Here is a 25529-nt window from a genome sequence, read left to right on the forward strand (position 1 = left end):
GTCAATTGTCTTATACCAAACCACGATTAGTTTAAAAATATTTAAATTATTCTAGTATAACTAGAATTTTTGTCATAAAAATAAACCAATTTGTTTCGCTAGTTTATTTTTATGCTATATTATCTAGTATGACTAGAAAAAATGAAACAAAATTAAACCACTTCTTGGTTAACGCTCCATCCGGTGAAGTTTTAACTTCTGACTGGCTTGAATCTCATGGTGTGTCGTCAAAGCTGGCATGGTGGTATGTCCATACGGGTTTATTAGAAAACCTTGGGGCAAAAGCCTATAAAAAGACTGGTGATAAAATAGGTTGGGCTGGCGTTGTAAGTGCCCTACAAAATCAATTATCTCTGCCTGTGCACATAGGTGGTAAAACTGCATTACAATTGCTAGGCTTGGCTCACTTCATGATGATGCAAGCAAGCAATCGAGTAGAATTATTCGCGCCTTTAGGAATAAAACTTCCTAAATGGATGAAAAACACTAAATGGAACACCGAATTTTCAATGGTCAGAACGTCTATATTCAATGATCCTGATAACCAACTAGGCATCATAAAACAGACCATAGATGGTAAAGAACTACAATTATCCTGCCCAGAAAGGGCTGCGATGGAATTGCTCTATCTCTATCCACAAAGCGAGTCATTTGACGAGGTGGTTTATCTGATGGAAAACCTAAATCAACTTCGTCCGAAAGTTGTACAAACACTTTTAGAAAGCTGTAGTTCTGTCAAAGTAAAACGATTGTTTTTACATCTGGCTGAAGAGTTTAATCATCCGTGGGTTTCTGCTCTAGATTTAAATAAAATAGATCTTGGTCAAGGCAAACGAGTCATGGAAACAGGCGGTAAATATTATCCCAAGTACAAAATATCCTTGCCAGAAATAAAGGAGCAGTAAGTGAGTTTTGAACAAATATATCAAAATCAAGTGGCATTGCTAATAGATACACTACCTGTTTTAAACAAGTTTGAATGCTTTGCGTTAAAGGGTGGCACAGCGATTAACTTGTTCTTCCAAAACATGCCAAGATTAAGTGTTGATATCGATTTAACTTATTTGTTCATAGAGCCAAGAGACGAATTTTTAACAAATATTGAAGCCGAACTCATCAAAATGAAACAGCTCTTAAGTAAAAATAATTTAGTCGTTAAAGAAACACGTACTAAAGGTGGAGTGTTAACTAAATTACTGGTCTATCAAAACACTGCCATGATCAAAATCGAACCTAATTTTACGCTTAGAGGTAATGTTTTTCCTTGCGAAGAAAAAGAACTATGTCAAAAAGCACAAGATACTTTTTTTAAATATGCTCGTACAAGAACATTATCCAAAGCAGATGTTTATGGCGGTAAAATTTGTGCGGCACTGGATAGGCATCACCCTAGAGATCTATTTGATATTAAATTATTAATGGAACAAGGAGGAGTAAGTGACGAAATAAGACAAGCTTTTGTAATTTATCTGGCTAGTACAAACAGACCTATGCATGAACTTCTTTCACCTCAGCCTATGAATGAGCCAGTTAAAAAGGAATTTGAAACATTATTTAATAAACAGTTTGCTGGTATGACTGATTTGCCAGTAACCCATACTGAATTATTTCCTATCCAACATCAGTTAGCCATTCAGTTAATAAATGACTTTAGTGACAAGGAGAGACAATTCTTGCTCTCTGTAAAATCGGGCGAGCCTGAATGGTCATTGATGTCTTTATCTGGCATTGATCAATTACCCGGCATCCAATGGAAATTACATAATATTAACAAACTAGAAAAACAGAAAAAACGAGAATTGCAAGATAAACTAAAAGCCATTCTGCAAATATAACCCTAGTCACATGGATTTCACGGAAGATAAATATACCACTTTGTCCTGTAATAAATTGTAAACACAATTTGCCCAGTCATCTAGTGCATCCCGTCTTTGCGGTAACATTTCATTACGGTTATAAGTTGCCATAATCCTTGGCATTTTATGCCCAAGACATTTCTCTATCACTACGGGATCTATTTGAAGTGTCTCTCCAAGTTGAGTAGCAAAAGTTCGCCGCAGGTCATGTGCTGTCCACTCTGGTATGCCTAGACGCTCTTGGATACGTTTTATGGCTCGTGGCAGAGCATTTTCAGTTAAAGGTTGACGTCCATCAATACCGGTCAATATATAGTTTGATTGACTGATCGATCTTAATTGTTGTAATAAGTTTATGGTCAAATCGCTGAGATGCACTTTATGAAAAATACTGGCTTTTGAATGAATTGCAGGAATAGTCCAAAGCGATTCAGCAAAATTAATTTCATCCCACTGCGCCAAACGAAGTTCAGCAGTGCGCACACCAGTCAGTAAAATAATCTTAATCGCAATGCGGGTTTGTGGTGCCATTTGAGAGTCTTTACCGTCTAGAAATAACCACAAAGATTTGATTTCATCCAAACTTAAAACACGCTCTCTTGGTTTCTCATGACCTCCAATATCTCTTGCGCGAATATTAGCGGCTGGATTGGTGCTCATAGTGCCACGGCTTACCGCATAACCAAACATTTGTTTGAGCGAGCTTAAAACGCGGTTTGCATGGACACTAGCCCCTCGTTTGACGATCTTATCCAGCGCTTGAGTAATATGCTTGGTTTCCAGTTCATCCAAAACCCAATCCCCCAGGAGCATAGTGATATCACCATCAATTTGTTTTTTAACCGTTAAAGGACGTTTTAAATGTTTTTCGACATAATGAGCATACCAACTTAATGCCAGCTTTTTTACGGTGTTGTCTGATTTGGCTTGTTGCTGTTTCGCATGCTCTATAGGATTAATCCCTTGTTCTTTTAAATGTTCCGCTTCCAGCATCAGTTCTCGCGCTTCCTTCAAGCCAATTCCCGGATATTTGCCTAAAGTCATCTTGTAACGCTTGCCATCAAAAGTGAACCGAAAGATCCATGATTTACCTCCTCCTGGCATGACTCGAATTCCAAGCCCACTAAACTCGATTTGTTCAAACCATTTTTGCTGAGGTTTTAAATTACGGATGTACGCATCGGTAAATTTCATGACTGGTACCAAAGTGATTTTTGGTACCGATTTTGGTACCAGTAATTGTGAATTTAGATAATATTAAATGATATTAAAATAAAGTCAAATATCAATAAAAACATATAATATTCATTAAGTTATGATATTTTCTTATATTAATTGAAATCAATTGATATCGAATAATAAATGACTGTTAATCATTAGGTCACAAGTTCGAGTCTTGTCCGGGGAGCCACTCCTAGTCTGGATCGTGGCGAAATTCAATCAAAGCCTAAATTTTACGTGTCGAATATGTGTCGAAGTTTGAGATCACTAATCTAGAACATAAATCTTTAACTCTTAAGCTTTCAAAACAGTTAAGTTGCGTATGCCATAACGGCTGTCTACAATTTAGATATGAACAATCGCATAATTAAGAGATTAATCCAAAAAGCACAAGCAAAGTATTCCATAGATGGATGGAACCGACTTTGCCAAGCTTTTGACTGCACTAAACGTTCAATTCGCTCGCACTCTCAAACAAAAGGTTTTTTAAAAAAAATTTCAGAAAACGAAAAGGTGTATGCATTAAATAGAGATTACTTTAAATTTTATAAATATCCTTTAGGATTAATTAATATTAACAAGGCTTCTATATTTAAGGGTTTTTGCTCAGCTCATGATAATAATATCTTTTTATCTATTGATGAAGAGCCACATAATCCTATAGATAACAAAGAAATATTTTTGTATTTTTTCCGTACTATGTGTTTTGAGCTTTTTAATAAAGAACTACATTACATGAGAAATATTTTTACAACCGATGAAATTATGAAGAAAGATAATTTCCAAGAAATACAAAGCTATGACATTTATCAAAACTGGAATGAAACTCTTTTGATTCAAAATGAAGGAATAAAATTATTCATTGAAAGAGACTCAAAACATATTCTAGACAAGTTAGAAAAAATGTATAAACAAAATAATTTTGAAGACTTTCAGTATATTACAGCATTTACAAATTTGTTACCCATACACTTATCTACTATGATTAATCCACTATTCGATAATTACGATCCTAATTATTTAGATTTTCAACCACTAATAGCAGTCAATGTCATCCCTTTGGCAAACAACAGTTTTATATGTTTCTGCTGGGTTAAAGAACACCATAAATTTATGGTAAGATTTCTAGAGAAATTTGAAAACCTTGGATTAGAGAAGATTGTAAATGTAATTGCTTTTCTAGAATCCGAAGATGTATCCATCAAACCATCTTTTTTTGATAACCTTAATGAAGATTTAAAAAAAAGCTTAATAAATTCAATTGCGACCTCTCATATGAGTAATAAACAACAAAAATGGGAAAAATTTCCAGCTTTTATAAAAATTACAAGTGAAGAAATTATAAAAAATATTAATTAACATAAAAGCAGTAACAATGAGGAAATGAACAATCCATAACATGACCCCAGCGCAACATTTTATTTCAAAGAATCTAAACCCATAGTCGTTACGTTAATCGGTATCAGTTTTTAAGCTATACTTTTTAAAAATAAGTTACTTGGTGAAGTATGGAAACTCTTAAGAAGCTATGGAAAGGCGAACTTTCACTCGTCCTGACTTTCTGGGTATTTGGCGTAGTAATATCCTTAATTCTTCGGTTATTGTTTTATTATATTAATCAGAATTACATATGGTTCACGATTAAATTTGGGAGTTATCCTCTCTATTTTTTATATGGTGTATCTTTAATTTATTCATTATTTATTTGGGTGGCTATTTGGCGAAGTTCAAATAAATATAAAGGTTCACAATTTTGGGCCGCAGTTGCAAAATTGATGGTCATCCTAGGCGCTTTACACACTTTTGTAGATTATAAAACAGGAATTTTATCTAGACTATTGAGCCAAGAAAACAATCTGCGCCAACAATTAAGAGATGAGGTTAATAATTTAAATAAAGGTTTACCAACTAAATTGGATGAAAATACGGAGCTTTATAAAATTACTCTGGATAAAAATAGTATTTCATATTATTTTAGATTGGTTAATTTAAATACAAATCAATCTTCATATTTAAAAAATACCTTGAACAATGCAAATAAAACTGCAACCACAAACATAATAAATAGCGTTTGTAATAACAACGATATTACAAAGCTATTTGAACAAGATATTGATCTTTATTATCACTATGAAAATGAAGGAATTGAAATCTTCAATATTCATATTACAAAAAATGACTGCCCGTAAAAACCATTTGAACTTATATAATTAGAGGCATGTAATATAATTAAAGCAATCTACTAGAAGGGCTTTAAAGTGAATTTAATCATGGACAAAGAACAAATCATTCAATCTCCTGTTGGGTTGAAGCCACACGTTGTTTTACTTGGCGCAGGTGCTAGCATGGTATCGTTTCCTTGTGGAGACGCTAACGGAAACAGACTACCCGTTATGAATAATTTAATTGAAATAGTCCATTTAGAAGAAATACTAAAAAAGCATCATCTCAACCCAACTGTTAACTTTGAAAAAATCTATCGATTGATCAACATTTTATAATTATGAAAGTAAACTCACATAAACATGTTGTCCAATATCTCAGGGACAAAGGGGACACTTGGGGCAAGCACCTCACTACTAGGTTTTAGTCATCCCCACCCTGTGCTATGAAGGTGGGGCATATGGGACTTATTGAAACCTATACCCACCAATAAAAATCCATTCCATCATAATAATTCCTTTAAATTGGGTATAGGATTAAAATTAAATGAAGGCATGATTGTTGGCTTTTTCTCTTTATCCTGATTTTCGGCCAGCCTCTTCGGTTGCTGAACATTGGCATCCTTTTGTGAATACCCAGACTTTTGACCATTCAAATATTTCAATACGTATAACCTGAATGTATTGTACGTTGCTGTGAAGCTACCCTCATCTCTAAGCGTTTCCCATATGATAGTAATCGACCACCCCTTTTCCAAGGCTTCAGAAATGTCTTCGCGCATAGCCAGGAATGCCACTTTATTTTTTCTGGCGTTCGTTCTTTGTTGGCTCTGCTGAGAGGGCATGATGTTTTCTGTTAAGGATTTTTTCATGGGTACACTCCATATTACTGGTTATTCAATCCGTTGAGTTTTATCGTTTATTTCTAATTATTTTCGAACTTTTAGGTCCCTGGCAAAGCCCTTTTGGGTAATTTTCGGTAATTTATTATTTATTTTCGTTTATTCATGATTATTTCCGTTACTTATCGTTATATAACGAATAATTACCAAAAGACGGTTCCAAAATAAATTTCAAAATACAGGGCAAGATAGGTGAAGTTAGCTAACCAGCAGGCTGGTCACCAAACTTCACAAAGCTTATTCGCACCTTCGGGGCTCAACATAAAATCCGATGGTATAGACAATTTTATTCACCTCCCCAAATTTTGCCGGTAAAAACATACAATCTTGGGGTACCAACTCCTTTGATTCTTGGCTTATGCGAGGCTTTGCCATCTGAGGCGGGTTTCAACCAGCCAGCTTGTAATAAAACTCTTGTTACTGTGCGTTGATCAAAGCCTTTGCACAGCTCATTTTTGTACGCTTCTGTTAACACCATGTAGATTCGAAACCCTTCATCATCTGTTTGATAAAATCCTGCTCGGTTGAGTATTTTGTCATTGTTGGGTGAGTTGGCATTATCAAATCGGCTGGCTCCATGAGATTCAAAGAAAGCGCGCACTTGTGCCATAATGGAGCGATCTTCGCGGTGGCCATCAACTCCAAAAGCATCCTGCCATGCAATGAAACAAGTCTTTGCAGCGTGGAAAGATTCGCCTTTTTGCCATCCTGTCAGGCCAAATTGACTGGCGAGTTCTCCGGCAGCAGCAACTAATGCAAAGCGTCTGGCAACACGAATTATCTGACCTGTTGCCTCGGGTTGAATGACTGCATCAACAAAGGTTTGAATGGTGTCGGTAATCAACCGGCTGATTGTTTGTCGGTTGGCAACTACTTGATTCAACCATGCCATACCGATTGCGCCATGATATCGGCTGCTGTATTTCTTTAGTGATAAGGCCATACTGGCTGGGCTTAATTGATCATGAATTGTTTCAAAGATCCCCATCCCACAGGCAGCATACGCCTCAATATCAGCAAGCCTGATTTCCTGACCTGCATTAATGCGCTGTCCTGATTTTGCCATGAGTGCCGTCAAAGACTCCTCGCCAGCAGATAAGAAAAATAAAGACCATCGGGAAGATTGCCTGACCGTTCCAGTGCGAGAAGCACGTGTTTTTCCTTGACCATTGGCCAGTAAATAAGCCGCCTCCCCTGCTTCTCTGGGATCCATTTGACTGAGTTCATCAAGAATCAGCAGTCCATCATTATGTAATGACGCCAAGCCTTCGAGTCCATTGGTGGTGCTGCGCCATAAACGACAATAGGATTGTGGGTTTCCCCAAACAGAAGCAGCCAGATTCAATGCAGTACTTTTGCCTGATGAGGATGCGCCTCTGAAATGAAAACCGCCTGAGTCTTCGCCAACAATCTTTGACAGTACAGGTGCTAATGCCACAGAAATGGCAAACACCAATCTTGAATTGCCTGATGCCAGCCGACCTATTGAGTCGCGCCATTCTTCAACGATGCCTTTGGTCGACACTGCTGGTTCAATGGCATTGGTATTTTGGAAGACAATCTTTTCTGTTGCTTGCCCGATACATTGGGAAGCAGTTACAAAGACATCGCCATGCCAACCGAGTTTATCAACACATCGTGCACGTGTGTCTACTGGAAAGACTTGTAGATAGGATGCTAACAAATCGCGAGCAGTCCTATTGGGAGAAATACTCAATCCCAATCTTGCCAGCTCTCGCCTCACATCGGAGGCATCGCCTTGCAACAAAGCCAATGGCATCGCCCATTGATGCGTGATTCCATCATCATCTTGCCATTCCAGCAAACGACCCCATTCACCACTTTGTGCATCCCGGGTTTTTGCAACAACGTACAATGGCGCGCATATCCACCGGGGTGGTAATGGGTTGCCGTCCTTATCAATACCGATAAAGGTTAATCCCTCAGCAGTTAATCGAAAGCGACCACCAGCATAGTCGCAGATAATTGGGCGCTGCTTTGCATTGGCTAATTCAACAACATGATTTTGTGACATAGATTATTCTCCAAACAACAATCACACCATCGGAATGAAGCATATTCATTCTGACGAATTTTAAATTTATGCGTTCTCAATAAGCTGTAACTGACCTTCGTCACTGGTTGAGTAATAAATTTTTTGTTGTTGGAGAAAATTCAAGACATCGCTTTTTCGATACAACACCTTGCGTCCAATTTTTAAATAAGGAACACCACCACCCGCCCAGCGGTTACGTTCAAGTAACTGGGTGGAGCAGCTTAATACCGCAGCGATTGTTTGTTGATTAAAAAGCGCAGAATGTGGCGCAGATTCGAATTCATTTAATAAATGTAAACGGGATGGTTTTTGAGCAGACATAGGGATCTCCGCAATTGGTTATTCATTCAGCATAATGCCGACCTGTACCATCCTTGGAGATGAATTCAAATGCCTATCCGACTAGACTTGGACAAATAATTGATATTCACTAGCCTTTTGGCTATAAAAGCTTCTACTTCAAGCTCGGAAAAAGTATTGCGCATTCTTTCAAAGATTGTCAAGCATAAAAGATCAGATTCAAAGATGTGTTATCGAATGATATTGATTGATGCTGAAAATAGTTTTTAAAATCAATGTGTCCCTTACGTCCCATCGATACAATATAAGATTGGGGCAGCTAAAACCCAGTAATGACGCGGGTGTCCCGCTTGTCCCCGATGTCCCGCAGTTTTTTGCGTTATGGTGCAATTCGCTTAAATGCCATGGAGATATCAAAACCACAAGCATGCGCGTATTTTTCCAATGTTTTCCAGCTTGGATTGCTGCTCCCTTTCTCCAGTCGAGAAATGTTTCCTTTTTGTGTTCCCATGCGATCCGCAAGCTGCTCTTGAGTTAATCCCGCTTTTTGACGCATCGAAAGTAATGAGTCAATCAATGCAAATTCTGACTCTAATGCGTCATAGGCTTGCTTTACGTCCTCATTTTTAAGTGCTTTCTCTTTTAATGTTTTAAGGCTCATAATTTTTCCACCTCGCGTTTTCTCTGCAAAGCCAAATTCAACTCCTGCTTTGGTGTTTTTGCACTTTTCTTTACAAAAGCATGTAAAACCATAATATGCTTACCCTTCATATAACAATAAAGCGATCGGCCAATGCCTTCCTGAGCTTTTGCACGAACTTCAAACAAGCCATTACCCATCGCCTCTGTATGGGGTGGCCCAAGATTGGCGCCATGCCTTTCAATTAACTCCAGAAGCTTAAGCATTCGAGCCTGAATTTTTGGAGGCATTGCCAAGATAGCTTCCTCTACAGACTCATTATAAAAATCAACAGTCCAATGCACTTAATTTAATCCCAATGTTATCTTATATGATAACCCAATGTTATCATTTTTTCCAGTTTGATGACGCTTTACAACATATTAGTTTCCAAGGAGGGTATGTAAATATTTTCTGGTGGCAACTTTGCCATATTTGGAAGATAGTTTCATCAACTGGACTTTATCAAACTGATCGAGGTTTTTAGCAACTTTTAATTGTAATTGGCTTACATCTTCCGTTAAATATTTCGCATTGTTCAATAAGTCCACCAGTAAAAATTCTTTAGTCAGTTTAGTTGGGAAACCATTACTTGGGCGTTTAAAAGAGAAAACACGATTTCCAAGCTTTTTATCCTCATGACGTTCGCTGTTATAAACAACTACCCGGTTATAAAGTTGTGTTAGTCCTAAACCCAATTTATTGTAATCATTCCATGAATACATGAGAAAGGGCTTATTAAGAAAACCTTTAACAAGCGCCTCATCAGTCGGTGGTAGTAATCCAAAACGAGATTGCTTTGGTTTGTAATATAAGCCTGTTGCTGGCTTTTGGAGTTTGTTTGCTTCTACTAAGATATTGAGATCTCTATCCAGATTGCTTGAAAAAGATAACAAGTCCTCTCTCCGGTAAACGAAGCCGGCTTTCATATGGGAATATAGGTTGTCACGCTTTAATGTATTCATGGTTATATTATATACAGCCATAGTCAAATTTGCAAAAAATTTTATTAAAATTTCATGTAAGTATTTTTTATTCTGCCGCTCACGCTCTTCTTTAACCATATGCGCCAGGCATACAATATGTCCTTATTGTAATTGCGACACAGCTTGTGGCGTAATTGGGGCACAACCTGTGCACCAATTTTGAATTCAGGATAAGCTCGTGCAAAAGCGTGGAGTTTATTACTCATGAACTACTTCTGTTGTTGGATCGCTATTAGCGTTGCGGATGGTTGGACACCCATACACTTTAAAAAATAATCGGTAATTTGTTGCATTGGTTTTCTCAACCGTTCAACGTCCGTCACGATATACCCGGCAGTAATATCACCGTTCATTTTATGATTCATCAAACGCTTTAAAGCATAAGCGGAGATATCCAGTCCCTCAGCAATGGTAATAAATGTTCGTCTTAAATCATGAACCGTAAAATGAATGCCTGAGAGCTTGGTTACATTAGCCATTTGCTTCCGCGGCTCAATAATATGACCTGCTGCTCCCGTGCCAGGAAAAACATACTCATTAATCCTTTTTTGGCTGCGTGATAATAGCAACTCATAGAGATAACTAGAAAGAGGTAGAGTGTGTGACTCGTGATTTTTAGTATCAAGGATAGTGAGTGTTTTGGCTTTTAGATCAACTTGATCCCAGCGTAAAGTCGCAGCTTCCTGACGGCGTAATCCCGTTAGTATGATTAACAATAAGTAATCTCGCAAAACCTCACTTTGTAATTGCTGTACGCCAAGATACCAAGCAGCTAATTCATGGGCTTTAATAAAACTTTGACGACGCTCAACACGATACCAGGCTCTAGTTTGTGATAAACGTTTTACCGGGTTTTCAGTAATCAATGATTTACCTTGTGAATCTTCATATTGACCAGCCGCAAAATTGAAAAGGGCGCGCAGTAGACGCATGGCTAAATTGGCGTAAGCCTCTCCATGTTCTTGCCCTAATTTTTTATGATGTTTTGCAACACTATCTTTGGTGATGCCAAGAAGGGGTTTATTAACCCAGCCTGCAAATCCTGTGGCTAATACCTTTTTGTAATTATAAAGGGTGTTGTGCTTTAACGATTTACGGACATGGATGTAATCATTGAATACATCGTTTAAGGTGATTTGACGCATTTTTTCAGCACGCTTTTCGGCAACTGGATCGATTCCTGTCGCAATTTGCCCAAGTAGTTTTTGGGCTTCCTTTCTTGCCATCTCAACTGTCAGTTCAGGATAACGGCCTAAAGTAATTCGAGACAGTTTATTTTTTATGAGTTTTTCAACAAAAAAAGCCTTAGTTCCACCGGAGGTAACTCGGATACCAAATCCCTTCATTGCGTCATCGTAATATCGTTTTTGTGCAGTTCTTCCCTGGGTCGTTGAAACAGGCAAAGGTAATTTATCAACGGCCGATTTTGTGATTTTCATTTTCCCTCTTATTCAAACGTGTCGAATACGTGTCGAAGGAATGATTAAAACACAATAAAAGCAATTATGCTATAAAAATAGCCTATATTCCTTATAAACAAAGGGTTGCTAGGATAATTTAAAAGTTGGTAAAAGTAGTTAAAAGTCGTAATTTTATAACTGTTAATCATTAGGTCACAAGTTCGAGTCTTGTCCGGGGAGCCAATCCTAGTCTGGATCGTGGCAAAATTCGGCTCTTTCCCATTTACGGGGGCACTCACATTTAACAGCACAGCACCCTAACACGAGTTCTGTAATTTTCAAAGTTACGAAAGCCATAAGCTCTTCTTTGAATCAACTTCATCTTTCTATGAAAGCCTTCAGTAATCCCATTAGACTTTCTGAAACGCCACATACGCACTATCTCTTCCTTCCATTGACAGAAAGTCTTTCCAAGAGCTGCCAGGGCTTTAAACGGACTATTTTTTAACTCATCAAGCTTATCTAAAAATAGAGGAATCATTTTTTTACACCAATCTTTATTCATGGATTTATGTAGGAGCAATGAATGAAGTTGTTGCTGAAATTGATATATAGCATTTATTGCTGGGTTATCTTCGAGAAAGGCATCACGTTTAAGCATTCGTTGGGGTGATAATCTATCAGGGCGTGTACGCAGTAAAGCCAAGATGCCTCTGTTATTTTTTATTTGGCCCGATAATTCGCGGTAGGTCATCATACATTGATGTTGAAGTAAGCGAATGACATGAAAGCGGTCAGCCACTATTTTGGCATTGGGAAAATGTTTTTTAACAATGGAACGGTACGTACTACTTAAGTCCATACACACTACTTTAACGCGTTCCTTTCCTACCAAAGAAGCAAGATAACTCGAAAGGTCTGTCTCACTTCTTCCTTTAACAATATCAAAAATTTTATGTTTCTTAAGTACGCGTAGCCTGGTTGCTTGCAACCAGGATTTATCAGAGGCGGCAAAGATTATCAGGCTTTTGTAATAATAAAGATGCTAGTTTATTTGTTGCAAGCTCACAAGGAAGAGCAAAAACCTCAGGGTCAATTACAGATGAGACAAAACTCGGGGCGGTACGTATTTTTTTACGCTGGCATTAAAAGATCGAAAATCAGTGAAATCCTGGTTGCGAGCAACCAGGCTACGCGTGCTAAACTGATTTTCTGAATACACCCTGTCAGGCCTAGTGCTCCGGAATTTGCGCCCTGACCCAAAAATTTATTTCTTTCCGGAGGTTCTTTGGTATACCTAAAATAAAATATTTGTTTTTATGGCACCATCAAATAATGCGCACAGACTCAGCATTTTTAATGAGCAGTAACAACAGGCATTAATTTAATCAAATCTCCTAGTTGACCTTCGTAAAACATATTTCCTGAATAATAAGGTTGAATCATCGTACCTTGGGTCATTGCCGGCAATAGAGGTGAACGAGCAATTTCTTCACCAGTTAAAGCATTTCTCCACACGGCATAATCATTGTGATTATTACCTGGAATTTCCCCGTCAGGGATATCTGTACCTACGACGACACGAGTTGATTTGGGATTGATGAGTGCTGTGAACTCGGTCGTTCGCTGATCCGCTTTCCAAACAACTTGTAATCCGCTATCAGAAATACGGATGGCTGCAATTTTTCCTGGTAATGCATCGCTTGCATATATCAAATTGGTTTCTGAATCACCGGAAACCGACATAGGTGCCCAGCTGATTGCCGGAGAAAATACAGTGGCAATCAAAGTAGGAATAGGATCACCCAAAAATGGCTGAATAGAAAATTGATGCGCGGCATTCTTTTGATTAATACTAATAACGCTGAGTGCAGTAGTAGCTGGAAGCGTATTGGTTTGTGCCACCACCCAATCATTCACTACGACAAATGAGGTACAAAGTGTTTGGCCTGTTAATGTGATAGTTCCCGGATTCCAAGTGTGATCAGGTATGAAAATACCGTCCTGAACTATATAGCGAATAGCGGTTGTGGCCTCGAGTAAATACACATAATTTTTACCATTGTACTGAGTGACAGTGGGCCTTGCGCCTACTGGGTTTGGTAACGTAATTTGATGAATCCAGTGCATAGTTTTTGGATTCACGGAAACAAGAATAGAAGGAGGAACATCCGTAGGATCAGGGCAATCCAATAATGCATCTGGGCCTTGAATAGTACATCCCGCCTGACGATACACTGATTTCATTACAATAGTCCCATCCGCGGTCGCATTGAAACCATTGAATGAAGTGTTTTCAGGAAGTCCTTCTCCAGTTGGAAGTACCAGGGTTGAAATAACCTTACCAGTTGCTGGATCAAGTTTTGCCAGCCGGTAACCATAACTCACGTAAAGATATCCATCCTCTAAAATACCCAGAGAACCAGGATAATCCCATTCACCATTTGCATGAGTATCAATGAGTTGAGTATGCCAAATATGCTCGAGAGTAACGGGATTTATTTGGGCTACATAAGCGCCAATAGAGAATGGAACATCACCGTAACCTCCGCCATAAATATAAGCCAGATTCTCATTAAGGTAAGACATATTATATCCAGATGGATATCTGTTAGGAGACTTTATAGTGTTAATGGTATTTCCTCCATTCATTGAACCGGAGAAGATGGCTTCAGGAAACACATGCGAACGTCCGGAGTTATAATGCTCAAACGCTTGTAAAGAGGGATACCAGGGCGCATTTGTGTTATTAGTTTTAGTAATAGTAATACTTGCTGCAGATGTATTACTGACAGTGAACAGACAATACCCATTGTTTATCAGAGTACAACCGGTCAGCTTATAACCTGGGGTATTAATTTTTATGCCAGCGGCAGCGTAAGTATGATTCGGTATAGTGCTTAATATGCTTAAATTTAAATTACCAACACTATAATCTTGACAAGATAGAGGTCCTTTTCCATTAAGACAAAGTGTGAGTGATAAAGTTCCGGGTGCACCTCCAGTCGCTTTTATATTAAACAATAAGCCGCCGCTGTATGCTAATTTTGCCTGACTCATTAATAATAAGATGAATAAGCTAAAAAGATAGTGAGGTTTCATGTAAAAGTTCGTCCTTTGAGTGATGTTTCTTTACGGTCCGTGTCACAGGTACTTGCTTTTTTAAATAATCATTGAGTATATGATCGCCAAAAATCATATAATGTCCTAATGAGTGATAGTTCCTGTTTGTATTGTTGATATTAGCACTGGATTTAAGTAGATCATAATAACAAATTTACCCGAATATTGCCATTTGAGTTCCGACTCTGACCATTCTAGGAACTGGTGAAATAAGTGTAACTGATTTACCATGAGTGAATTTGGTTTAACCCAAGAAGAAACGTAGGCTGGGCTGTTAAGCCCAGCATATCTTATCTACTCTCCAAACCTGGATTTATTGAAAGAATCACCACAAGTCCACTGAGCGCTCAAAATTCCTTCACGAATAAAGCGGTGGATACTTGAGTAAGGCCAATCTGAAGGATTTTTGACATAGCCATGTTTCACTGGATTAAAATGAATATAATTGATGTGATGCTCATAGTCGAATATATCGCATATTATATGCCCCCAAAACGTGCGTTGCCAAATACCTCGTTCATGTTTTCTTTGTCGGGAGGGTGATATTGTTTCATAAACTCAATTTGTCTGAAAAAATTTGCTTTTATTAAGCTTAACCGTTTTGAATAATCACTATCATTAGGCATTAAGGTCATTATCATAGGTGCATGGTCTGGCAGAGAAAGGATGTCGATGCTGGACTTTTCTAACAGTGAATCTTAAATCATCGATACAATCTATGAGTCAATTGCTTTGCCTATTTTGCAAATTTAAGGTGAAGAAATAGGGAGCGCCTGGCACCAATGTTCTTTGGTATCACACAGAGTTGGACTTTCTTAATATTCCATTTCGGTATTTATAACCAACTCTTGATCATGTTCAATAAGATTTCTGGGCTTATCAGTCCAGCCTACACTGATTTGATTTTTTAGCGAGCATAACCCGTATTACGCTTCCTAGACTTTTGTGATGGCAATAAAAAAGGCAGAACTATATTCACGCCATTTGAAAAATGTGTGATGAATTTCGTGGTAATATGGATGCTCCTCAGTATAAAGATAACGTAATATACTTCAGCAAGCCTGACTATCTGCAAAAAAATAAAAGTAGGATTTTACACTGATATGAGCAGTACTCTTTTTAAGTCCGTTTCATTAGTATCATTAATGACTTTAGTCTCGCGTATTTTAGATTTTGCACGTGATCTTATCGCTGCGCAGATATTTGGAGTACATGCTAGCGTAGATGCCTTTTACATTGCATTTTAAATCCCTAATTTTATGCGGAATTTATTTGCCCTTGCTTATCCATTAACAGGTTAAAAAAGCATTGAAAAACTGGAATTATTATTATTATTATCAATCAATTTGAATTATTTTTAATCTAATATACACTTATGTTAACAATTTAATTCATAGTCCTCTAAAGGAGATAAGAATGAAGCATAAGATAGAACATATTGCCAATGGTCAATTATTAGAGGCAATTCAAACAACACCAAAGGGCACAACGGAGCTTGAGTTAGGTGGTCTAGGCCTTGGGTCTGATCACAGTTCAACCTGGGGCTCAGTTAGTGGTCATATTTATACTACAAGCGAGTTGAAAACAGGTTTCGCGGCAATACCCTCCTCCGTACGTTCTCTCGATCTCAGATCAAACAATTTTTTTATGAAAAAAGAAAAGCATGTATTTGCAGCAATTTCTGCGATCCCTAACACAGTAACCTCCTTAAATTTTTCTACAAACTATCTTGGCATGCTAGGACAATTCAATTTAGCACAATTAATCGCATCCCTTCCCGAAGGAATTAATTCACTTAATTTAACTAATAATAATCTTGGAAATTTAAGTGGCGACAGCTTAGCCACGGCTTTTCCTATTGTTAACCCTGCTGTGCGATATCTTGATTTATCCGAAAATTTTATTTTTGCTAATAAATCACCTGAACAGGCTGCAGAGATATGTAAAAGTTTACCACCAACCCTTACTGCCCTTAATTTAAGTAAAAACAATCTTAACCAAATAAAATTAGAAACTTGGCATGAACTTGCGAATACGATTCCCCATGTGGAAACCCTCTATCTAAGCCAAAAAGAACTGGATGCCATGACAACTGAGCAGCTTAGTGGTTTGAAATCAGCATTTCCCTCCCTGAAAGAGCTCATTTTGACTGATGAGAAAGGCAAGTTGGTGGATGGCAATGATCTAAGAGTGAGAGCCAATTTAGCCATTAAATATGGATTTAGTGCCCAACCACCGTCACTGAAAGAAATAGGAGCGGCTTTCTTTCGCAAAACAGGGGTTAATGTGGATGAGCAACCCATACCAAACGAATTAAAAGATTTCATCAAAAAACCCTAACTTAGAGATAAGAGCAACTTTTCCAAGGTTGCTCTTCACCCACGACATCTATATCTTTGTCTATAATGGTAATAAATGCAACGAACTGTCAATATAAAGCAAGCGCAGGCTGGGCTGTTAAGCCCAGCATATCTTATCTGCTCCCCAAACCTGGATTTATTGCAAGATCACTACAAGCCAAAAATAATCGATCTTAATGAGATCGTTGCGTTTACCTTTCCTAATAATCATCGCTCGAGAAGAGTTATGGAAAGTATCCGGAATGGTTCATGATGTTAATGGCTCTTTTGCTCATCCTCAACTTCCAATAGAGCATCATTTATCAAAACAAGTACTCTATCGAATTAAAAATTCGTAATTGAATTTTTTACCTATCTCCATTGAATTTATTTTTATTTGTAGCATGACAACGATAAGTACACCGATATAGGCGGACTTTTCTGCTGCAACTTTTATTGCTCACACCTAATATAAATGCCCCATACGCACCGTTACAGCTTGTGCAATAGAAAAAATTACAGACATCAATGTTCCAAGCAAGTTGGTCCCTCCCCATTTCCAGGAGCAAATAATTATATATTACTGTTGGATTTAAATGGCTGGATTAAGGTATATTCTCTACTTACTTAGCGCATATCAAAATTTTTTTATGCAAACTGAGTAATTTATGGAAATATTTTTTAAAATTTTCAAAGGAAAATCATGAAATTACAAATTATGAATGCACTTCTATTCTTATCACTATCTCAATTCAGCTTTGCTGCAGCCTCCGAGAAACCCAATAGTTGTCCGTCAGTATCTGGATTACAAGCCGTAGGTGTTTCTGAGGTCATAAAAGAAAATGGCTTTTGGTATGGAGCCGTAAGATCCAACAGTTACGATACTAATGATCAATGGACTTTTGTTATCGGAGCTTTCAGAGCAACTAATGAAAATAATGCAAAACAACAAGCATTGCGTGCTGTAGATTCTTTAATCTTTGACAAAGGTCCAATGGCTATTAATATTGAAGGCCAAGACAGTTGGGTATGTCTCTACAAAGACAGCTCAGGACACTCTGCTGCTACCATTACACCGGCTATGTCTTATTTACATTCCTGGATAGCTCATCATTAAATTTTAACGCTAATCTTATTATGCGAGCATTATTTAATAATACTCGCGTAAATTCGCCAGCTACTTTTTAAAGGTGCTAATGTTCAATTGGGGAAGAGTTTTTCCCAAGTAAGTGGCTCTTCCTCCGCTACCAGAATTGATTTCGGCTTAAATAGAGAAAGCTCTGGGTTAAAAATAGGCTCATAAAGTTTATCTACAGCATCAAAGGTTTTTTCCAAAGAAAGCAACTCCTCCTCTGCTACCAGAATTGGTTGCGGCTTAAATAGAGAAAGTCTAGGGTTAAAAGTAGATTTATAAAGTTTATCTACATCATCAAAGGATTCTTCTTGTAGAGATTGACGTACATCAAACAATAATCGTGGTGCAATAGAGGGTGGAACAACATGCATAACCGCCGAATATACCCCACGATTTTTAGGTGCATGAATTGGATCGGAACTTTTCCCAAGATCATCATCAAGATTATAAATATTTTCTTTCGTCAGATCACTTATCTCATGCCCATGGACAAAGTTAATACGATAGCCGGAATGAGTAACAGGTCTATTGAGAACACTATAGTTTCGGTTCATCATTAAAAATTCAATCGGTGACTCAATGACAAATTCATTATTACACTTATAAGCAGCCGTCATTGTTTCACGTGAATATAGTGTGTTTACCGTATTTGTACTCGCGTAACCTTGAAATACCCGATTAATGTTATCGATGGTGCTAGCTAACTCTTTAGCAGAACTATCTAAATAAGGTACATCTAATTTTTTGGCAAGGCTTTCAATGGTTTCTAACCCGATGCCGGCATGGCTGTAGATCGTAATTTCTGAGAGATCTTCATTAAGCGAGTATGAAATCGCTCGTAGTGCTGGTTTATAACCCACATTTGCTAATTCAAGGACTTCTTCTCTTGATATAACTTTTTTGTCAACCAATCTTTGTAAACTTTCTATTGAATGACAAATTCCCTCATAGGGTACCATCGTTGTATGAAAACGATCTTCTTTTTCATAAGATTCAATAAATTCAACACTATGATTTGACAGTAATATTTCGACTGGAACTTTATTAAGTTGCAGTTTTTCTAACAACTTTAAGGTGAAGTAATCATTCGCTCCTCGATCAGCCAACTCATCTCCGAGCAGCCTTATCATCCTTCCACGTTGGAAAGTAATATTATCTAAAATTGTATTAAATTGAACAAGACACTCTTTATCTATGTCCTCAAGAGGTGTTTGATAAATCCTCACCAACTTTTCATAGTTATCTGGACTGATATTCGCAATACCATACCTAACTAAAAAATATAATAGCTTTATCATATTTCCATGAAGATCACCGACAGTAACTTCTGCTAATTTTCCGTCTAACTCAGTGTCGTGAATTTCCGGTTTAACATAAATATCTACTTCTTCTCGCAATAGAACTGCCATTACATTTTCTCCAATAATTTACCATTTGCAGAATATAGATATGGCCTTTTTCTGGCACAAGCAGATGAAGCAGACAATAAATTAGGATTTAATCGTTTTCTAATTTGATCTTTTTACAAGCTGATTTACAGCACTGAGCATCTCAATAAAAGAAAATATTGTTTTTTAATTCATTCATAAAACTTTTTATATGTTTGAGTAAATCCCAGAGTCTATCTTCCCCTTGTTTTTTCGCATACCTTAATTCTTATGGACGCTATTGTACCAAAAAAGAAACAAAAGGAAAAGAAGTAAACAAAAAATATAATTTTTAATCATATCTTGGGACAAGCGGTTGGTTAACAGTCTGGAGCTAGAAACAAGCAAGCATAGCGATTTAAAAATAGGACAATATCTCTTCGGCATCTTCTATCATTCCAGGAAATTGCATGCCCGGTTAAAGAAGGAAGCGAATCATACCACATGTTATGGATTATTAAATATCAAACAAGATTACAATTTAATAAAATTTTATCTTGTATCATATCCTTCAATGAGTTGCATAAAAATGGTCAAAAACACAAAAACTTGTCTTCTACAGAATGAAATATTATCTTCAGTAAACATGTTAACAGAGCGTTAATTATAATCATGAACAACTTTTTTACTGAGCAAGTATTATGAGTCTTTTCTTAGAAACTAAAAATTTAATTATTACAGCCCCTGTATTGGCGGATTTTGATCACTTATATGCCTTACAAACTGATGCTGATGTCATGAAATATATTGGTCAAGGAATTCGTACTGAGACTGAAATAATAGCTGGATTAGAGAAAGCCATTGCCCACTATGAGAAACATGGTTTTAGTCTTGGTTGCGTCTTTGAAAAAGAAACGACCCAATTTGTGGGGCGTGCTGGATTAATCTATGTCGCCTACAATGACCATCAACCTGATATTGAAGTTGCATATGCATTGCACAAAACTGCTTGGAATAAAGGATATGGTCTTGAGCTCGCAAAAGCACTCATTACCTGGGGATTTCAAAACATGCCCATAGAGAAGCTTGTTGCCGATATTCATCCTAAAAATGAGCGTTCGCGTCGCGTATTGGAAAAAGCCGGAATGAGCTATGCAGGCATGGGAAAATATGAAAACAATGATGTAGCCTGGTACGCTATTTCCAATTTATCTATAGCTCACGATAAAATTGAGCTCATCCCCGCTACCCTAGAGGATTATCCGGTCATTCAAAATTTAGGTAGATTTTATGTTTATGATATGAGCGAATACGTGGGTAATGAGGAAGGATGGAAAATCCCGGAAGACGGCTTGTACCAGTGTATTGATTTTAAAAAATATTGGGAAGATAAAAACTCTTTCCCTTTTGTCATTCGTTATAAAAATGAACTGGCGGGCTTTGCTATAGTGGATAAAAAGGGAAGTAACACTAGCGTTGAATTTAATATGGCGCAATTTTTTATCGCACGAAAATTCAAAAGCAAAGGTATTGGTCGTTATATTGCGGAGCAATGTTTTAAAAAATTTCCGGGTGAATGGGAGGTGATGGTCATGGCTGGCAATGAGGGTGCTTACCGTTTCTGGCGGTCAACTATTAAACAGTATAGTGAGAATAACTTTACCGAATATACGCGTGAAATCTTGCATTTGAACAACAGCAAGAAAAATATTTTTAGATTTAACTCAAACATTTCTGGGGCTGGCTTATAATATAATGGCTATCCCCCACTTGCTTTTTTGCTTTATTCATGTCAAACATAAATACAAATTTTTTATTGCATCCGATTGTAACTTATGGAAAATATAGTGTATTGGCACGTCAATTGTATTATTTATTTTTTACAGGATAAGCAGAGTAATATTAAAACAAGGATTACATCGCTTAATCGTTCTTGAATTTTGCCACACAAAAGGATAAATCTACTTATGAGTCAGGGAATGATTAAAAAAATTGCATTAGACCTTTTGCATTCAGCAGGAATTTCACCTAACGGCCCTAATCCATGGGATATTCAAATTCATAATGAAGAATTTTATCAACGCGTTTTTCATCAGGGTACTTTAGGGCTTGGGGAAACCTATATGGAGGGATGGTGGGACTGTAAAAGCCTCGATCAATTCTTTACTCAGGTTCTCCAGGCTCATCTTGACCAAAAAATTCACGCCAACAAATGGCTATGGCCTAAATTGCTTCTCCTCAAACTGATTAACCATCAATCTAAAAAACGTGCCTTAGAAGTAGGAAGATTACATTACGATCTTGGTAATGAATTATTTGAATCGATGTTAGATACTCGGATGAATTACACTTGCGGTTATTGGAAAAATGCCAGCGATCTAGATACAGCCCAAATCAATAAATTGGAATTAAGTTGTCAAAAATTGAAACTTGAACCAGGCATGCATGTATTGGATATAGGATGTGGATTTGGTGCTTTTGCAAAATATGCCGCCGAGAATTATGGAGTCAGTGTGGTGGGAATTACTATCTCCAAAGAACAGTGTAATTATGCGAAACAAAATTGTTCTGGTTTGCCCATTGAAATTCGTTTCCAAGACTACCGTGATATCCATGAAAAATTTGATCGTGTAGTTTCATTAGGAATGTTTGAGCATGTAGGTTATAAAAATTATCGTATTTACATGCAAAAAGTCAGAGAGTGTCTCAAAGGTAATGGTCTTTTTTTATTACATACCATTGGCAGCACCCTCACTCAAACTGCGGGAGACCCGTGGATTAGCAAATATATTTTCCCAAATGGCATGCTTCCTTCCATGGAGCAACTTAGTAAAGCGTCAGAGGGATTACTGATTATGGAAAATTGGGTTAATTTTGGCGCCTATTATGATCATACATTAATGGCATGGCATGAGCGTTTTGAAAAAAATTGGACGCAGTTACAAGGACGGTATGATCATCGTTTTTATCGTATGTGGCGTTATTATTTATTGGCATGTGCCGGCACTTTTCGTTCACGCACCACACAATTGTGGCAAATTGTTTTTTCAAAGCATGGAGTTCCAGGAGGATATGAAGAACCCTTATTCACTGGGATTAGAAAAGAGACTCAGAAAGCCAATGAACCACTAACTTTAAATTACCCTGATGAAACTCGAAGTATACTGGCATAATAACAGTATACTTCTACTCAATGTGCTATCTAAGTTACAATAAAAAATTTAAACGATACTCACGCAATGAAAATAATAAAGCAAGTAATATATTTATATTGCTTTGTCTTCAATCTTTATGCAGCTACATTTCCCCAAAAAACAATTACTTACTCTGTGGGAATAGGCCAACCAATTGTTACCTCAACTGCCGAGACTTTAGAGAAAGGCGAAATAGGTATTAGCCAACGAGCAGAATATTATTCTAATATCCCCCTTTCTGATGCAGCACTATTGCAACATCCCTTAGCCGAAAGCTTAAATGCCAGTTTATACGGCTATTTGTTAATTTCTTATGGGCTGCTAAATAATTTATCTATTGGGGCAAGTCTTCCATATGTTGATAATATTTCTTTTGCTGCTGCTGGCTTTCATGAAATAACACACGTTGAAAGCGCTCTTAATTTAGGAAGCGCCCATGGCTTAGGGGATATCAATATCTTTGCTTTATCGCAATTTCTCGATGAGGATAATTACTTCATCTCATTAAGTTTAATTTCTGGTGTTAATGCTCCAACAGGTAAAACAACAGCTAGAGATAATAGAGGCACTTTATTTTCTGCTTCTGATCAGCCTGGAAGTGGAGCGTGGATCCCATTTGCTGGAATTATTATTTCGAAACAATTTAACAATTTTTCATTAAGTTCAAATATAATTTATACCCAAGGAATGGAAGGGATCCAGCATACGACGCTCGGCTCTGTATTTGATTATAATTTTGCAACTGTTTTAGAGCTGTATAGGAATGAGCAATTAAAATGGGATATTGATGGTATTCTAGAACTCAATGGTGAATATGTTACCAAGGACAAGATCGCAGGAATGCTTGATCCAAATAGCGGTGGGAATTCTATTTCTTTATTACCTGGTATTAGAGTCAATATTCATACCAATTATTCCAGTTATCTTGGTATTAATATCCCAATAGTACAAAACATCTATGGAACTCAAGTGAAAAACCAATACGGTATTACTGGGGGAATTGATATTAGCATTCAATAGGCGTTTTTGTTTTAACAACAGATAATTGATTTTAAAAATGAATCAAATTGTCATGATAATTCGTCATAAACTCCGGACTGTGCAAATAATCAGTTAATGCTTGGTTAATTTCATGTTGAAGCACAAGATCATTTGGATTGATAGCAATAACCGCAAAGTACTCGATGGCAGTAATAGGACCTAAGTCCTTAATTGTATTCGATGAGTTCACTTCCCAATAACTTGCAGTATACGAATCTATCAATGCAAATTTTATTTTTCCAACTTTTAGAGCATCAATTAATGCATCATCTTGATCGAAAAAAATAAAATTAGTATTTTTAAGTTCTAATTGTTTAAAGTGTTCCCAATAATCTTTGTCTGTAATGCCTATATTTGTATTATTTAGTAATCCCATATCAAAACGAGCTATTCCATTATTTTTTAATCCTATAATATGAATCTTTGTAATTAAATAGGGTAAAGAAAATGCAACCCGTGAAGAATGACCTTGCGGAATAGTAAGACCACTTAGTGCTATATCGACCTTGTTTTGAGCTACTGCATCAATGAGCTCATCCCAATCCATAGAAATTAACGTACAATCATCATTCAATTTCTTACATAGATATTGAATCATGTTAATATCAAAGCCAGAGAAATGTTGAGGGCTTAATTGGACAACAAAAGGAGGATCAAAGTGGGAAATCCCTACTTTTAATGTTCGTCCATAAATATTAAATGGGAGTATAATAATACAAATTATAAGTATGAAACTCTTTCTCACAAGAAAACTCTTATAGTATTTCGTAATTAAATTATAGAACAGGTTAAATAAAAATTATCAATGAACCGTAGCAGCAGGATATGATGATTCGCTCATCGCCATCCTTCATTTATAATCTCTTTTAGAGGCCTTAATTATCAATTTAAAATACTTGGTGTTACTAAAAAGAATGCCTCATAAAAAAATGGAATTAAAATATCATCTTGTCTTAACATAGAGTATGTATGATTAAATTATAGGCAATCCAACTTGGTAATAAATAATGTCTGCTTTAAAAAATTTTAATAGCGTTATATGGGAAGAACTCAGTAAAAAAAATCAAATAAAACAAATTAAGGAAAAATTAAACCACTTTTTAGGAAATGAGATTTCTTATTTAAAACAATACCCAAACAATGATAGAAAACCAAACGAAGAACACTCAAAAAGTAATTCGGAGGAAACGTTTGAAGAAAGAATTCAAAATATTTTAAAAAATATAGAACAAATAGAGACTAAACTAGCCAAACTAAAATAAGTCTTCGATACGTCACTGGGCAAGATATTACCCAATTGGATACAATAGCTGATTAGTGTGTTAAGAAGAAACCTACCCTTTTACGTCAAAGCAAAAAGCGCTACAGGTGTACCACACATGGCCTTGACCTGCACTCCTACTGAAATAAAAAGCTCATTTGAGTCAAATAATTATCAAGTAGATTGATTTTTTTCTTTTTCAAAGTAAAATGCCCTCTTTTTAAACTATAGTTGTCCATGCGAGGTTATAATGAGATTAAAGTTTGATGGTTTTTTCAAAACAAAGACGAACAGTCCTTGTAGTGTAATACCAAAAATCCATACAGGTAGTATCCAAGCAAACCAGGGGGGATGTTTTGATGAATCGAGTATTAAAGTTACTCTTCCACATGTCACTCTAAATGACAAAAAGTTATCTGAACTTATTGAGAAAGAACATACCTATACCTTCAAATTGTAATCTTTGTTCCTGCCCTCTTGAATTTATAAAATCGGAAAAACTAGGAT

At 36.9% G+C, this 25529-nt stretch carries 25 protein-coding genes and 1 pseudogene; 14 read left to right on the forward strand and 12 right to left on the reverse strand.

Annotation, left to right across the window (positions count from 1 at the left end):
* The first annotated feature begins 128 nt into the window (after window positions 1-128).
* On the forward strand, window positions 129-905 hold the full coding sequence (locus tag DYH34_RS17005; RefSeq protein ID WP_058465836.1) for a type IV toxin-antitoxin system AbiEi family antitoxin: 777 nt from the start codon (window positions 129-131) through the stop codon (window positions 903-905).
* A complete protein-coding gene (locus DYH34_RS17010; RefSeq protein WP_058465837.1) occupies window positions 906-1835 on the forward strand; it encodes a nucleotidyl transferase AbiEii/AbiGii toxin family protein in 930 nt (309 codons plus the stop codon).
* Window positions 1836-1841: 6 nt separating this feature from the next.
* Here DYH34_RS17010 and DYH34_RS17015 read toward each other — a convergent pair whose 3' ends face one another.
* Window positions 1842-3050, reverse strand: coding sequence for a tyrosine-type recombinase/integrase (locus tag DYH34_RS17015; protein ID WP_058465838.1), 1209 nt, complete (start codon window positions 3048-3050; stop codon window positions 1842-1844).
* A 378-nt stretch (window positions 3051-3428) separates the two neighbouring features.
* Between DYH34_RS17015 and DYH34_RS17020 the strand changes: the two genes are divergently transcribed.
* The 3 genes from DYH34_RS17020 to DYH34_RS17030 all read left to right on the forward strand — a co-directional run bounded on the left by DYH34_RS17020 (window position 3429) and on the right by DYH34_RS17030 (window position 5578).
* Window positions 3429-4436 (forward strand): hypothetical protein, encoded by a 1008-nt coding sequence (locus DYH34_RS17020; protein WP_058465839.1) that lies wholly within the window; start codon window positions 3429-3431, stop codon window positions 4434-4436.
* A 149-nt stretch (window positions 4437-4585) separates the two neighbouring features.
* A complete protein-coding gene (locus DYH34_RS17025) occupies window positions 4586-5266 on the forward strand; it encodes a hypothetical protein (RefSeq protein ID WP_058465840.1) in 681 nt (226 codons plus the stop codon).
* 81 nt (window positions 5267-5347) lie between these two features.
* A complete protein-coding gene (locus DYH34_RS17030; protein WP_058465841.1) occupies window positions 5348-5578 on the forward strand; it encodes a hypothetical protein in 231 nt (76 codons plus the stop codon).
* Between the two features lie 167 nt (window positions 5579-5745).
* On the opposite strand, the gene DYH34_RS17035 is transcribed toward DYH34_RS17030, so the two are convergent.
* The 9 genes and pseudogenes from DYH34_RS17035 to DYH34_RS17080 all read right to left on the reverse strand — a co-directional run bounded on the left by DYH34_RS17035 (window position 5746) and on the right by DYH34_RS17080 (window position 14664).
* Window positions 5746-6111, reverse strand: coding sequence for a TraK family protein (locus DYH34_RS17035; RefSeq protein ID WP_058465842.1), 366 nt, complete (start codon window positions 6109-6111; stop codon window positions 5746-5748).
* A gap of 316 nt (window positions 6112-6427) precedes the next feature.
* Window positions 6428-8176, reverse strand: a complete 1749-nt coding sequence (locus tag DYH34_RS17040; RefSeq protein WP_058465843.1) for a DUF927 domain-containing protein — start codon at window positions 8174-8176, stop codon at window positions 6428-6430.
* A 66-nt stretch (window positions 8177-8242) separates the two neighbouring features.
* Window positions 8243-8518 carry a MerR family transcriptional regulator gene (locus DYH34_RS17045; protein WP_058465844.1) on the reverse strand — a complete coding sequence of 92 codons (276 nt, stop codon included), beginning with the start codon at window positions 8516-8518 and terminating at the stop codon, window positions 8243-8245.
* A gap of 358 nt (window positions 8519-8876) precedes the next feature.
* A complete protein-coding gene (locus tag DYH34_RS17050) occupies window positions 8877-9158 on the reverse strand; it encodes a helix-turn-helix domain-containing protein (RefSeq protein WP_058465845.1) in 282 nt (93 codons plus the stop codon).
* A complete protein-coding gene (locus DYH34_RS17055; protein WP_058465846.1) occupies window positions 9155-9481 on the reverse strand; it encodes a type II toxin-antitoxin system RelE/ParE family toxin in 327 nt (108 codons plus the stop codon). Before DYH34_RS17055 ends, DYH34_RS17050 begins: the two co-directional genes overlap by 4 nt.
* Window positions 9482-9559: 78 nt before the next feature.
* Entirely contained in the window at window positions 9560-10240 is a 681-nt protein-coding gene (locus DYH34_RS17060) for a hypothetical protein (RefSeq protein ID WP_238589549.1), read from the reverse strand.
* A 131-nt stretch (window positions 10241-10371) separates the two neighbouring features.
* A complete protein-coding gene (locus DYH34_RS17065) occupies window positions 10372-11601 on the reverse strand; it encodes a tyrosine-type recombinase/integrase (protein WP_058465847.1) in 1230 nt (409 codons plus the stop codon).
* A gap of 262 nt (window positions 11602-11863) precedes the next feature.
* Window positions 11864-12547, reverse strand: a pseudogene (locus DYH34_RS17070) (ISL3 family transposase); the annotation flags it as partial.
* Window positions 12548-12918: 371 nt separating this feature from the next.
* Window positions 12919-14664, reverse strand: a complete 1746-nt coding sequence (locus tag DYH34_RS17080) for an NHL repeat-containing protein (RefSeq protein ID WP_058464318.1) — start codon at window positions 14662-14664, stop codon at window positions 12919-12921.
* A 1124-nt stretch (window positions 14665-15788) separates the two neighbouring features.
* Here DYH34_RS17080 and DYH34_RS18135 point away from each other — a divergent pair.
* From DYH34_RS18135 to DYH34_RS17100, 4 genes are all read left to right on the forward strand, one after another.
* On the forward strand, window positions 15789-15932 hold the full coding sequence (locus DYH34_RS18135) for a hypothetical protein (RefSeq protein ID WP_157061444.1): 144 nt from the start codon (window positions 15789-15791) through the stop codon (window positions 15930-15932).
* 169 nt (window positions 15933-16101) lie between these two features.
* Window positions 16102-17025, forward strand: coding sequence for a leucine-rich repeat domain-containing protein (locus DYH34_RS17090; RefSeq protein WP_058464317.1), 924 nt, complete (start codon window positions 16102-16104; stop codon window positions 17023-17025).
* Between the two features lie 196 nt (window positions 17026-17221).
* Window positions 17222-17383, forward strand: coding sequence for a hypothetical protein (locus tag DYH34_RS17095; RefSeq protein ID WP_238589460.1), 162 nt, complete (start codon window positions 17222-17224; stop codon window positions 17381-17383).
* Window positions 17384-17727: 344 nt separating this feature from the next.
* Window positions 17728-18141, forward strand: coding sequence for a DUF4949 domain-containing protein (locus tag DYH34_RS17100; RefSeq protein WP_058464316.1), 414 nt, complete (start codon window positions 17728-17730; stop codon window positions 18139-18141).
* An 83-nt stretch (window positions 18142-18224) separates the two neighbouring features.
* On the opposite strand, the gene wip is transcribed toward DYH34_RS17100, so the two are convergent.
* Window positions 18225-19568, reverse strand: a complete 1344-nt coding sequence (wip, locus tag DYH34_RS17105; RefSeq protein WP_058464315.1) for a Dot/Icm T4SS effector Wip — start codon at window positions 19566-19568, stop codon at window positions 18225-18227.
* Between the two features lie 659 nt (window positions 19569-20227).
* Here wip and DYH34_RS17110 point away from each other — a divergent pair.
* The 3 genes from DYH34_RS17110 to DYH34_RS17120 all read left to right on the forward strand — a co-directional run bounded on the left by DYH34_RS17110 (window position 20228) and on the right by DYH34_RS17120 (window position 23740).
* Window positions 20228-21277: a GNAT family N-acetyltransferase gene (locus DYH34_RS17110; protein ID WP_058464314.1), complete on the forward strand. Its 1050-nt coding sequence runs from the start codon at window positions 20228-20230 to the stop codon at window positions 21275-21277.
* A gap of 216 nt (window positions 21278-21493) precedes the next feature.
* Window positions 21494-22699 carry a cyclopropane fatty acyl phospholipid synthase gene (gene cfa, locus DYH34_RS17115; protein WP_058464313.1) on the forward strand — a complete coding sequence of 402 codons (1206 nt, stop codon included), beginning with the start codon at window positions 21494-21496 and terminating at the stop codon, window positions 22697-22699.
* Window positions 22700-22765: 66 nt separating this feature from the next.
* On the forward strand, window positions 22766-23740 hold the full coding sequence (locus DYH34_RS17120; protein WP_083502726.1) for a hypothetical protein: 975 nt from the start codon (window positions 22766-22768) through the stop codon (window positions 23738-23740).
* Between the two features lie 31 nt (window positions 23741-23771).
* Here the strand turns inward: DYH34_RS17120 and DYH34_RS17125 are convergent, their stop codons facing one another.
* Complete coding sequence (locus tag DYH34_RS17125; protein WP_238589459.1) at window positions 23772-24506, reverse strand: transporter substrate-binding domain-containing protein; 735 nt, start codon at window positions 24504-24506, stop codon at window positions 23772-23774.
* Between the two features lie 262 nt (window positions 24507-24768).
* Here DYH34_RS17125 and DYH34_RS17130 point away from each other — a divergent pair, with 262 nt between their 5' ends.
* Window positions 24769-25023, forward strand: a complete 255-nt coding sequence (locus DYH34_RS17130; RefSeq protein WP_058464311.1) for a hypothetical protein — start codon at window positions 24769-24771, stop codon at window positions 25021-25023.
* A gap of 249 nt (window positions 25024-25272) precedes the next feature.
* On the forward strand, window positions 25273-25482 hold the full coding sequence (locus tag DYH34_RS17135) for a hypothetical protein (RefSeq protein ID WP_058464310.1): 210 nt from the start codon (window positions 25273-25275) through the stop codon (window positions 25480-25482).
* Window positions 25483-25529: the final 47 nt, after the last annotated feature.

The organism is Legionella cincinnatiensis (assembly GCF_900452415.1).
Classification (GTDB): Bacteria; Pseudomonadota; Gammaproteobacteria; order Legionellales; family Legionellaceae; genus Legionella; species Legionella cincinnatiensis.

What these genes read in the sequence shown, in the direction of transcription:
- cfa (WP_058464313.1), top strand. Translation starts at nt 21,494, where the DNA reads ATGAGTCAGGGAATGATTAAAAAAATTGCATTAGACCTTTTGCATTCA.
- DYH34_RS17050 (WP_058465845.1), bottom strand. Translation starts at nt 9,158, where the DNA reads ATGAGCCTTAAAACATTAAAAGAGAAAGCACTTAAAAATGAGGACGTA.
- DYH34_RS17045 (WP_058465844.1), bottom strand. Translation starts at nt 8,518, where the DNA reads ATGTCTGCTCAAAAACCATCCCGTTTACATTTATTAAATGAATTCGAA.
- DYH34_RS17015 (WP_058465838.1), bottom strand. Translation starts at nt 3,050, where the DNA reads ATGAAATTTACCGATGCGTACATCCGTAATTTAAAACCTCAGCAAAAA.
- DYH34_RS17065 (WP_058465847.1), bottom strand. Translation starts at nt 11,601, where the DNA reads ATGAAAATCACAAAATCGGCCGTTGATAAATTACCTTTGCCTGTTTCA.
- DYH34_RS17100 (WP_058464316.1), top strand. Translation starts at nt 17,728, where the DNA reads ATGAAATTACAAATTATGAATGCACTTCTATTCTTATCACTATCTCAA.
- DYH34_RS17020 (WP_058465839.1), top strand. Translation starts at nt 3,429, where the DNA reads ATGAACAATCGCATAATTAAGAGATTAATCCAAAAAGCACAAGCAAAG.
- wip (WP_058464315.1), bottom strand. Translation starts at nt 19,568, where the DNA reads ATGGCAGTTCTATTGCGAGAAGAAGTAGATATTTATGTTAAACCGGAA.
- DYH34_RS18135 (WP_157061444.1), top strand. Translation starts at nt 15,789, where the DNA reads ATGAGCAGTACTCTTTTTAAGTCCGTTTCATTAGTATCATTAATGACT.
- DYH34_RS17130 (WP_058464311.1), top strand. Translation starts at nt 24,769, where the DNA reads ATGTCTGCTTTAAAAAATTTTAATAGCGTTATATGGGAAGAACTCAGT.
- DYH34_RS17090 (WP_058464317.1), top strand. Translation starts at nt 16,102, where the DNA reads ATGAAGCATAAGATAGAACATATTGCCAATGGTCAATTATTAGAGGCA.
- DYH34_RS17080 (WP_058464318.1), bottom strand. Translation starts at nt 14,664, where the DNA reads ATGAAACCTCACTATCTTTTTAGCTTATTCATCTTATTATTAATGAGT.
- DYH34_RS17060 (WP_238589549.1), bottom strand. Translation starts at nt 10,240, where the DNA reads ATGGTTAAAGAAGAGCGTGAGCGGCAGAATAAAAAATACTTACATGAA.
- DYH34_RS17005 (WP_058465836.1), top strand. Translation starts at nt 129, where the DNA reads ATGACTAGAAAAAATGAAACAAAATTAAACCACTTCTTGGTTAACGCT.
- DYH34_RS17025 (WP_058465840.1), top strand. Translation starts at nt 4,586, where the DNA reads ATGGAAACTCTTAAGAAGCTATGGAAAGGCGAACTTTCACTCGTCCTG.
- DYH34_RS17095 (WP_238589460.1), top strand. Translation starts at nt 17,222, where the DNA reads ATGAGATCGTTGCGTTTACCTTTCCTAATAATCATCGCTCGAGAAGAG.
- DYH34_RS17120 (WP_083502726.1), top strand. Translation starts at nt 22,766, where the DNA reads ATGAAAATAATAAAGCAAGTAATATATTTATATTGCTTTGTCTTCAAT.
- DYH34_RS17040 (WP_058465843.1), bottom strand. Translation starts at nt 8,176, where the DNA reads ATGTCACAAAATCATGTTGTTGAATTAGCCAATGCAAAGCAGCGCCCA.
- DYH34_RS17035 (WP_058465842.1), bottom strand. Translation starts at nt 6,111, where the DNA reads ATGAAAAAATCCTTAACAGAAAACATCATGCCCTCTCAGCAGAGCCAA.
- DYH34_RS17110 (WP_058464314.1), top strand. Translation starts at nt 20,228, where the DNA reads ATGAGTCTTTTCTTAGAAACTAAAAATTTAATTATTACAGCCCCTGTA.
- DYH34_RS17135 (WP_058464310.1), top strand. Translation starts at nt 25,273, where the DNA reads ATGAGATTAAAGTTTGATGGTTTTTTCAAAACAAAGACGAACAGTCCT.
- DYH34_RS17030 (WP_058465841.1), top strand. Translation starts at nt 5,348, where the DNA reads ATGGACAAAGAACAAATCATTCAATCTCCTGTTGGGTTGAAGCCACAC.